Source organism: Serratia sp. KH_031 (genome assembly GCF_057839655.1).
Window position 1 is genome coordinate 2,580,985 of sequence record NZ_CM174496.1, and the last position, 10,595, is coordinate 2,591,579.

General features: G+C 49.9%; 8 protein-coding genes. 5 read left to right on the forward strand and 3 right to left on the reverse strand.

All coding sequences use genetic code 11. The features are described 5' to 3' along the window. Nucleotides 1-116: 116 nt before the first annotated feature. Nucleotides 117-2,714 carry a type I DNA topoisomerase gene (gene topA, locus AC3ISQ_RS11615; RefSeq protein ID WP_489346616.1) on the reverse strand — a complete coding sequence of 866 codons (2,598 nt, stop codon included), beginning with the start codon at nt 2,712-2,714 and terminating at the stop codon, nt 117-119. A gap of 422 nt (nt 2,715-3,136) precedes the next feature. Here topA and AC3ISQ_RS11620 point away from each other — a divergent pair, with 422 nt between their 5' ends. Next, the gene (locus AC3ISQ_RS11620) at nt 3,137-3,388 is read left to right on the forward strand and encodes a YciN family protein (RefSeq protein ID WP_489346618.1); all 252 of its coding nucleotides are present in this window, start codon (nt 3,137-3,139) and stop codon (nt 3,386-3,388) included. 51 nt (nt 3,389-3,439) lie between these two features. Here the strand turns inward: AC3ISQ_RS11620 and sohB are convergent, their stop codons facing one another. Beyond that, entirely contained in the window at nt 3,440-4,486 is a 1,047-nt protein-coding gene (sohB, locus tag AC3ISQ_RS11625) for a protease SohB (RefSeq protein WP_489346620.1), read from the reverse strand. Between the two features lie 333 nt (nt 4,487-4,819). On the opposite strand from sohB, the gene AC3ISQ_RS11630 reads away from it, so the two are divergent. Both AC3ISQ_RS11630 and cobO read left to right on the forward strand, forming a co-directional pair. After that, nucleotides 4,820-5,581: a YciK family oxidoreductase gene (locus tag AC3ISQ_RS11630; protein ID WP_489346622.1), complete on the forward strand. Its 762-nt coding sequence runs from the start codon at nt 4,820-4,822 to the stop codon at nt 5,579-5,581. Between the two features lie 12 nt (nt 5,582-5,593). Next, the gene (cobO, locus tag AC3ISQ_RS11635) at nt 5,594-6,184 is read left to right on the forward strand and encodes a cob(I)yrinic acid a,c-diamide adenosyltransferase (RefSeq protein ID WP_489346624.1); all 591 of its coding nucleotides are present in this window, start codon (nt 5,594-5,596) and stop codon (nt 6,182-6,184) included. A gap of 61 nt (nt 6,185-6,245) precedes the next feature. Here cobO and rluB read toward each other — a convergent pair whose 3' ends face one another. Continuing rightward, the gene (gene rluB / locus AC3ISQ_RS11640; protein ID WP_489346626.1) at nt 6,246-7,166 is read right to left on the reverse strand and encodes a 23S rRNA pseudouridine(2605) synthase RluB; all 921 of its coding nucleotides are present in this window, start codon (nt 7,164-7,166) and stop codon (nt 6,246-6,248) included. Between the two features lie 493 nt (nt 7,167-7,659). Here rluB and AC3ISQ_RS11645 point away from each other — a divergent pair, with 493 nt between their 5' ends. Further along, nucleotides 7,660-9,042: a diaminobutyrate--2-oxoglutarate transaminase gene (locus AC3ISQ_RS11645; protein WP_489353250.1), complete on the forward strand. Its 1,383-nt coding sequence runs from the start codon at nt 7,660-7,662 to the stop codon at nt 9,040-9,042. A gap of 13 nt (nt 9,043-9,055) precedes the next feature. Continuing rightward, a complete protein-coding gene (locus tag AC3ISQ_RS11650; protein ID WP_489346628.1) occupies nt 9,056-10,528 on the forward strand; it encodes a pyridoxal phosphate-dependent decarboxylase family protein in 1,473 nt (490 codons plus the stop codon). Nucleotides 10,529-10,595: the final 67 nt, after the last annotated feature.

Below are 10,595 nucleotides of genomic sequence, written 5' to 3' on the forward strand. Positions count from 1 at the left end.
ATCAACACCAAGAAAAGGATGAGGAAAGGAGCAAAGAATAGATCTGTTCAATGTCTTTCGACAACAAAAAACCAGCCACGAGAGCTGGTTTTTCATTTTTGGTTTTAACAAAAAACTTATTTTTTGCCTTCAACCCATTTGCCGTCCACATAGAATGCGGACCAGCCAGTAGCTTTGCCGTCTTTCTCTGAGGAGACATATTGCTGCTTAGTCTTACGACTGAAACGCACCATCGACTTGTTGCCATCGGCATCAGCCACTGGCGCATCGGCCAAGTAACTCAATTTCTCTGGCAGACGATCCTTAAAGCGGACTAATTCTTCCACCAACGGCGCACGAGTTTCACGCGATTTAGGGAAGGTATTTGCCGCCAAGAACACGCCAGCAGCGCCATCACGCAGTACGAAGTAAGCGTCTGACTTCTCGCACGGCAACTCTGGCAACGGCACCGGATCTTCCTTCGGTGGCGCGACATCGCCATTACGTAGGATCTTACGGGTGTTTTTGCAGTTCTCGTTAGTACAACCCATGTACTTGCCGAAACGCCCCATTTTCAGGTGCATTTCAGAACCACATTTGTCGCACTCGACCACCGGGCCTTCATAACCTTTCAGGCGGAATTCGCCCTCTTCTATCTCATAACCATCACAGGCCGGGTTATTACCACACACATGCAATTTACGTTGGTTATCGATCAGGTAACTGTCCATCGCCGTGCCACACTTCCCACAACGACGACGAGCACGTAAAGCGTTAGTTTCTGCGTCATCCCCTTCGAGGATGTTCAGCACTTCCGCTTCTGGCACCAAGTTGATGGTGGTTTTGCAGCGCTCTTTTGGTGACAGCGCATAGCCTTCACAACCGAGGAACACACCGGTACTGGCAGTACGAATCCCCATTTTGCGACCGCAAGTTGGGCAATCAATGCTGGTCATCACCATCGCATTCGGGCGCATGCCGCCTTCTTGCGGGTCTTTCTCTGCCTTTTCCAGCTGCTCGCTGAATTCGGCAAAGAACTCATCCAACACCGCTTTCCATTCAGCGTGATTGTTAGCGACCTGATCCAGACCATTTTCCATGCGCGCCGTGAAATCGTAATTCATCAGTTCGCGGAAGTTTTCTTCCAGACGATCAGTGACGATTTCACCCATTTTTTCTGCGTAGAAGCGACGGCTTTCAACCCGGACATAACCACGATCCTGAATGGTCGAAATGATCGAGGCATAGGTTGAAGGACGACCGATGCCGCGTTTTTCCAATTCTTTAACCAACGAAGCTTCACTGTAACGTGCAGGCGGTTTGGTGAAGTGTTGGCTTGGCAACAGTTGTTGCAGACTCAGATCGCTACCGACTTCAACAAACGGCAAGGTGCGATCTTCATCGCCTTTGCGCAATGCAGGCATCACTTTCGTCCAACCGTCGAAACGCAACGTGCGGCCTTTAGCACGCAGTTGGTAATCACCGGCCTTCACCGACAGCGTGGTGGAATCGTACTGCGCTGGTGTCATCTGACAGGCGACGAACTGACGCCAAATCAATTGATACAGTTTCTGCGCGTCAGTTTCCATATCTTTCAGCTGTTCGGCCAACACATTAACATCCGATGGACGGATAGCTTCGTGCGCCTCTTGCGAATTCTCTTTGCTGCTGTAGTGGTTGGCGCTCTTCGGCAAGTATTTATCACCGAAATTATCACCGATATAACCGCGCACCATGTTGAGCGCATCTTGGCTCAAGTTGGTGGAGTCGGTACGCATATAGGTGATATGACCAGCTTCATACAGGCGCTGTGCCATCATCATGGTTTTCTTCACACCAAAACTCAGGCGGGTACTGGCAGCCTGTTGCAATGTGGAGGTGATGAACGGTGCGCCCGGCTTGCTGCTGGTCGGTTTATCTTCACGATCTAGTACTTGGTAGCGCGCTTTTTCCAGTAATTTGACCGCTGCGTGGGTCTGCTCACGATTAACCGGTTTGAACGGTTTGTCGTGCGCATGAGTCACTTCCATTTGCAGCGCGGTGTCATCTTTCGCCAGCAGGTCAGCGTGCAACTGCCAGTATTCTTCCGGTACGAAGGCTTTGATATCACGCTCACGCTCTACCACCAACCGTACCGCAACCGACTGCACTCGCCCCGCGGACAGACCACGAGCGATTTTTTTCCACAGCAGTGGAGAAACCATGTAACCCACCACGCGGTCCATAAAGCGACGCGCCTGTTGAGCATTCACACGATCAATATTCAGTTCACCCGGTTGGTTAAACGCCTGTTGAATCGCGTTTTTGGTGATTTCGTTAAACACTACCCGGCTGAAACGTTTGTCATCACCTCCGATCACTTCCCGCAGGTGCCAAGCAATGGCTTCCCCTTCGCGGTCAAGGTCGGTTGCGAGATAAATGTGGTCGGCATTTTCTGCTAACGTTTTTAACTCGGCGACAACCTTTTCTTTACCTGGCAGAATTTCGTAATGCGCTTTCCAGCCATGATAAGGATCGACGCCCATACGATTTACCAGCGCCGTTTTCTCGTCTTTTTTAACTTTTTTCTTGGCTTTGTCTTCGGTTGAGTCAGCGCTCTTTTTACTGGCTGAGCCACTGGTCGGCAAATCACGAATATGACCGACGCTGGATTTCACCACGTAGTCATTGCCTAAATATTTATTAATAGTTTTGGCTTTTGCCGGGGACTCAACTATTACGAGAGCTTTACCCATATTTAACTTTACCTAATCTTTATCTTCTAAAAAGAAGTCTTTTATCTCGCCGTGCCGCGGCAATTCATATCTCTTTTTTATATTGCGGCAGTCTGGCAGGAGGTCAACTGTTTTTTTCTTTTGGCTGTTTAACTGCTCAACCTGAACACAAGTTGCTGATCCTACCCGCTTTACGACCATTCCCCAGAGGTATGATCGCGCTTGACTTATTCATGGCGTAAACAAAACCTTCCACCTGACGCCGCAAAATCCCACACTCTACCTGATAAAAAGCGTCACGCAACTTAATTAGCACGGAATATCCGTTTTCGCCAATCTCACTTTACCAGCCGTCGAGATGACCGTTCCATTCAGCGTAGTTTGCGAGTAAACCTAAAGCAACGTTAGAATAGTTGCAAGATTACTGTTCGGAGGTCTAATAAATGCGCACGAATCCCCTACCAATTACACGAAAAGCCCTATTGGAAGAAGCAAATAACATCATCCAGCAACATGAAGATTATCTTCAGGGTATGATCGCGACCGCCGTTGAACAAAAAAGCGGCGTTTTAGTTTTCCGAGGTGAGTTTTTTTTAGACTCCGACGGATTACCCACAACGAAAACGACCGCTGTATTTAATATGTTTAAACATTTGGCACATCTTCTTTCAGAGAAATATCATCTGGAAGATTAGGATTAAAGCTATGGGGGTATTTATTTACCCCCCATTGTTTAATGTTACTGTTTAAAGTAACGGCTTTTCGCCCCGTTGCCACCAACGTAATAGTAGACGATCGGCACTTTCGGCAGCACTGCCAGTGAAACGATCGATCATGCGTTTGCGACGGGTATAACGTACTTGAATAACTTCATGATTTTCCATTTCGGCAATCAGTAAATCATCACTGGTGCCAACGGCATCGATTAGCCCTTTCTCTTTGGCCTGAGTACCAAACCAATGTTCGCCAGTCGCTACACTAGCGATGTCCAATGATGGGCGTTGCTGATGGACAAATTGTTTAAATAACTCATGAGTTTCATTTAAATCTTCGCGGAATTTTTCACGACCTTGTTCGGTGTTTTCACCAAACAACGTTAGGGTACGTTTAAATTCTCCCGCCGTGTGCAATTCAACATCAATATTATTCTTTTGCAGCAAACGGTGGAAATTCGGGATCTGCGCAACCACACCGATCGAACCGATAATGGCGAAGGGAGCCGCGACGATGCGATCGGCGACGCAAGCCATCATGTAGCCTCCGCTGGCAGCCACTTTATCTACCGCTGCCGTCATGCGAATTCCCCCTTTACGCAGGCGCTCAAGTTGCGAAGCCGCTAATCCGTAACCATGCACCACGCCACCTGGGCTTTCCAAACGTAACAAAACTTCATCTTTCGTTGTGGCTACCGCCAGCACCGCCGAGATTTCCTCACGCAGCGAGGTCACTTCGTGGGCATCCATACTGCCTTTAAAATCCAGTACATATAGGCAAGGTTTGGTGGCTTCTACCGCCCCCGCTTTGGCACGTTGTTTTTTCAGTTTGTCATCGGCTTTATTCTGCTTTTTAAACTGTTTGCTCCATGTTTTGCGTTCTGCTTCGCCCATGCGTGCCAAACGCATTTCACGTTGCATATCACGGTACTGCTCACCTAAATCGGTGAGTTGTAACTCCCCTTTTTGCGATCCTTTGCGTTGCCCAAGGCTGAACAACAACACAGCCAGTGCACCGATGGCGATCACTACCGTGGCAACTTTAGCCAGGAATAGGCCATAACCAAATATAAACTCCACAGATTCCGCCTTTATAACAAATTGTTAGTGTAATCCTTCCATTCTAGCCAACCTCACGGACGGCTGTCGCGGTCAAATGAAAAATCTTGCGAGACTGATTCCACAATGGGGGCTGTTTTGCGCATAACCAAGTTGGGAATGTTCCGTTTTTGTTACAACAAATTGCCATTTAGGTCAGCTACTCATTGAAAATGCGATCCATTTCAGGCATATAACACGCATTATTCATCGACGTGATGAACCAAATTCGCTGCGGGGTCATCAATATCGCCCCGCCTCACCGCGGCTCTGCGATACTCGCGGGAGCCTGCCACCACGGCGCGAGGAATTACTGTGCATTACCAACCTAAACACGATCTGCTCGAACAACGCATTATTTTAGTTACCGGCGCTGGCGACGGTATTGGCCGCGAAGCGGCGCTGACCTACGCACGTTTCGGCGCGCGGCTAATTCTAGTCGGACGAACCTTAAGTAAGTTACAAGAGGTACAAGCAGAGATCGCCGCGAAGGGCTGGGCTTCGGCGCTGGTGGTTCAGTTGGATTTGCTGCATACCACGCCAGAACAGTGCCGACAGATCGCCACAGATTTAGCCACCAAGATCCCACGTCTCGACGGCGTATTGCATAACGCGGGTTTACTGGGTGATATCGTGCCAATGACCGAACAGTCGTTAGATGTCTGGAACGATGTAATGCAGGTTAACGTCAATGCGACCTTTATGCTGACTCAGGCGCTGCTGCCGTTATTGCTGAAATCCAACAGCAGTTCACTGGTGTTTACCAGCTCCAGCGTAGGTCGCGTCGGGCGCGCCAATTGGGGGGCTTATGCTGTTTCCAAATTCGCGACCGAAGGCATGATGCAAGTTCTGGCCGAAGAGTATAAAAATCGCAATTTACGGGTTAATTGCATCAATCCGGGCGGAACTCGCACCAAAATGCGCGCATCTGCTTTCCCGGATGAAAACAAAGACAAGCTGAAAACGCCGGCGGATATTATGCCGCTGTACCTGTATTTAATGGGCGACGATAGCCGCCGTAAAACCGGTATGAGTTTTGACGCACAACCTAACCGTAAAGCAGGCCCAGCCGAATAAGGAATCATGAATATGGCTGAAGATCGCCACCAGCAACGCCAACAACGGTTGAAAGAACAGGTCGACGCACGTATCGCCGCCGCACAGGAAACTCGTGGTCTATTGCTGGTCTTTACCGGTAATGGCAAAGGCAAAACCACGGCCGCGTTTGGTACCGTCACCCGCGCCGTTGGACACGGTATGAAAGCCGGCGTGATCCAATTCATCAAAGGCGAATGGCCAAACGGTGAGAAAAACCTGCTGCAACAGCACGGGGTAGAATTTCAGGTGATGGCGACCGGTTTTACTTGGGATACGCAGAATAAAGAAAGCGATACCGCCGCCTGTCAAAAGGTATGGCAGCACGGTAAACGGATGCTGGCCGACGACAGCCTAGATCTAGTGTTGTTGGACGAGCTGACGTATATGCTGAGTTACGGCTATTTGGAGTTAGAAGAGTTGCTGACGGCTCTGGCGCAGCGCCCTGCTCACCAAACGGTGATTATCACCGGACGGGGTTGTCATCGTGATTTACTGGAGCTGGCAGATACAGTGACCGAGATGCGGCCGGTGAAACATGCATTTGATGCAGGCATTAAAGCGCAGCAAGGGATCGATTACTAACGAGGCATTTCGTGAGTAGATAAAAGAACCGCAGCCAAATAGCTGCGGTTCTTGTGCGGAATTAAGACGATTGACGCTTACTTGGCTTACCCGGTTTGCTGCCGGTAGCACTACGCCCTGTCGCACCACGGCGTCCACCGGAAGGTGCAGCCACGCTGTGACGTTTCACCGCACGGCGAATTTGGTTGGCTTTCACACGGCGACGATCGCGTTCTACCGGTAACTTGCTGACGGTTTCTGGCTGCAACTCCACCAGTTCACGCAGATAGTTAATCGCTGGCAGATCCAGCTCACTCCAACCACCACGCGGAATACCTTTTGGCAAATCGATATCGCCATAACGCACGCGGATCAAACGGCTAACCTGTACACCGACCGCTTCCCACAGGCGGCGAACTTCGCGGTTGCGCCCTTCGGTCAAGGTCACGTTGTACCACTGGTTAATCCCTTCGCCACCTTGGAATTTGATGGTACGGAATGCCGCAGGGCCATCTTCCAATTGTACGCCACGGCTCAGTTGCTTGAGTTTATCGTCATCAATTTGGCCGAAGACACGTACAGCATATTCACGTTCAACTTCACGACTTGGGTGCATCAGGCGGTTAGCCAATTCACCGTCGGTGGTGAACAGCAGCAGGCCAGAGGTGTTCACGTCCAAACGACCTACCGCGACCCAACGCGCACCGCGCATTTTAGGCAAACGATCGAATACCGTTGGACGACCTTCCGGATCACTACGTGTACAAAGCTCGCCTTCCGGCTTGTAATAAGCCAGTACACGACAAACTTGCTCTTCGGATTCTTTGATCGAAACAACATGACCATCCATACGGATTTTCAGCGCAGCTGTCACTTCAACACGATCGCCCAACTTGGCGATTTTGCCGTCAACACTGACGCGGCCAGCTTCAATCATGCCTTCGATTTCACGACGCGAACCATGGCCGGCGCGCGCTAAAACTTTCTGTAACTTTTCGCTCATTGAGCAAACCTCTAGTGTCGCCTTCACAGGCGTCTGGTATACCTTCAAAAACAAGGCGTTAACTTCAAACTATATTAACACCTTGTTGTGTAAATACTTTTCACGGCAACGGATGTCACAACCACCGCCACACCGACTTACGTGGGCGGACATACTACACCAACTTTAGATTGAATGCTTCTTTGGGTTACATCCACAAAGTCTTGCTGCCCATCGCTGTCAGCGCCCACCACAATCACGTTGACGACTATTGAACAACCCTTAGTGCCACCTCACGCACGCCAACCTAATGCCTCACTATCAATCAATTACAACCACAAAATAACTAACATATTGATTAATATCAAAAAATATAAAAACAACAACACAAAATAAACTATTGAGCCCCAAACTAAAAAGCCATATATTGGACGCGATTTTTACAAGGTAACTATTTTTTAATTTATTAATTCAATCAGGGTGTATTGATTACCCCGGTTGTAGGAGAGATATGATGACGGATAAAGTCCGTTTTGACGCTTTAGTTGCAAATTCACTAAATGAAAATAATGAAACCTATTTGGCAAGACAGGCCGAATTTGAGTCGAATGTTAGGAGTTATCCGCGCAAATTGCCATTGGCCATTGCGAAAGCCCAAGGAGTCTGGATCACGGATGTTGAAAATAATCAATATCTTGATTGTTTGGCTGGGGCGGGAACACTGGCTCTAGGACATAACCACCCTGACGTACTGCAAAGCATCCAAAATGTCATTACTAGCGGCTTGCCGTTACATACCCTTGATCTGACGACCCCGTTAAAAGATCAATTCTCCGAATACTTGCTCTCTTTGTTGCCTAAACAAGGTGAAGAGTATTGCCTGCAGTTCTGCGGCCCTTCAGGTGCCGATGCGGTCGAAGCCGCTCTAAAACTCGCGAAAAAATACACTGGGCGTTCCGGTGTGATTAGCTTCTCTGGCGGTTATCACGGCATGACCCACGGTGCACTCTCGGTCACCGGTAACCTGTCGCCGAAAGAAGCGATCAACGGCATGATGCCTGAAGTGCAATTTATGCCTTATCCGCACCAGTACCGTTGTCCTCTGGGCATTGGCGGTGAAGCGGGCGTCAAAGCATTGACCTATTACTTTGAAAACCTGATCAACGACGTCGAAAGCGGCGTACGCAAACCTGCGGCCGTCATTTTGGAAGCAGTTCAAGGTGAAGGCGGCGTTAACCCGGCACCTGTTGAGTGGTTACAGCGTATTCGTAAAGTGACGCAAGAACACGGCATTCTGCTGATTATCGACGAAGTTCAGGCTGGTTTTGCCCGCACAGGTAAACTGTTTGCTTTCGAACACGCCGGTATTGAACCAGACATCATCGTGATGTCCAAAGCCGTCGGTGGTGGCTTGCCGTTGGCGGTATTAGGCATCAAGAAACAGTTCGATGCTTGGGAACCTGGCCACCACACAGGGACTTTCCGCGGCAACCAGTTGGCGATGGCGACCGGCCTGACTACCCTGCAATATATTAAAGATCATCATATTGCCGACAAAGTGGCGAGTCAGGGTGAATGGTTGAAGGGCAAACTGACTGAACTACAAAAACGTTATCCGGTCATCGGCAACGTACGCGGCCTAGGCTTGATGATCGGCATTGAAATTGTGAAGCCAAACGAAGCAAAAGATCATATGGGCAGTTACCCTGCCGACGGTCAACTATCTGCCTTGCTGCAAAAAGAATGCTTTAACGCTGGTCTGATCTTGGAGCGCGGTGGCCGCAATGGCTGCGTCCTGCGTCTGCTGCCTTCTCTACTGATCACCAACGACGAGCTGGACATTTTCCTTGAAAAATTTGAGCAGGCGCTATTAGCCGCTGGCATCAAACCTGTCTGAATAGGGAACCGTAATGTCTAAATTAAATCCGATTCTGGCGGCCTCGGCGCAAAGCACCGAGGCATACCAGCAAGCGATCGCACAAAGCAGTCAAGCGGTGGTGCAATGGTTGCAACAACCCGAGATGTATCAGGGGAAAACCGTTGCTGAACTGCGCGAACGCATCAAGCTGGATTTTAATCCCGCAGGCCTTGGCAATCAGGCAGCGATCGAGCGTGCGATTGAGTATTTCCTGAAAGATAGTCTGTCTGTGCATCACCCGCAGTGCGTTGCGCATTTGCATTGCCCGAGCTTGGTGGTCAGCCAAGCCGCCGAGGTGTTGATCAACGCCACCAACCAGAGCATGGACTCTTGGGATCAAAGCCCATCGGCCACTCTCATCGAAATGAAGCTGATCGAGTGGTTGCGTGAGCAAGTGGGATATCAAGCAGGTGATGCTGGGGTGTTCACCAGTGGCGGTACTCAGAGCAACCTGATGGGGCTGATGTTGGCGCGTGACGCATTCTTCGCGCGTCAGGGTCACTCAGTTCAGCAAGACGGTTTGGTAGGTAATCTGAAGAAGATTAAAGTTCTGTGTTCTGAAAACGCCCATTTCTCGGTGCAGAAGAACATGGCTTTGCTCGGTTTGGGTTACCAATCCGTCACGCTGGTGAAAACCGATCCCTTCGCACGCATGGATCTGGCCGATCTGGAAGAAAAAGTGGCACAGGCGCAAGCCAACGGTGAGCAAATCTTGGCGATTGTTGCCACTGCTGGCACCACCGACGCCGGGGCTATTGACCCGTTGCGCGCTATTGCAACCTTGGCGGCCAAACATCAGATTTGGCTACATGTGGATGCGGCATGGGGCGGTGCGTTGTTGCTGTCTGAAAAATATCGTCACTATCTCGACGGTATTGAGTTAGTGGATTCCATTACGCTGGATTTCCACAAGCAATTCTTCCAGACCATCAGTTGCGGGGCATTCTTACTGAAAGAAGCCCGCCACTATGAATTGATGCGCTATCAAGCGGCCTACCTGAACTCCGAGTTTGACGAAGCTCAGGGCGTGCCAAACTTGGTCTCCAAATCGCTGCAAACCACCCGCCGCTTTGATGCGTTAAAGCTGTGGATGGGGTTAGAAGCTTTGGGGCAGAAGCAATACGCCGAGATAATCGATCATGGCGTCACTCTAGCGCAACAGGTGGCACATTATATCTCTGACCAAGTGTCACTTGAGTTAGTGATGCAACCACAGTTAGCCAGTGTGTTGTTCCGCTATCGTCCGCAGCAGTTATCAACGCATGACGAGATGGCGATAGCATTGCTGAACCAACGCATCGGTGACGCCTTACTGGAGTCTGGACGTGCCAACGTCGGGGTTACCGAATTTGATGGTGTCACTTGCTTGAAGATGACGTTGCTGAACCCAACGGTCACCTTGGAAGACATTAAAGTACTGCTGGCCTTGGTCGAAAGTACCGCAGAGCAATTGCTGACAGTTTAACTCACCAGAACTGCCCTGCGTTATCGCAAAGCCGGTCATCCTTATGGGTTATCGGCTTTTTTGTATA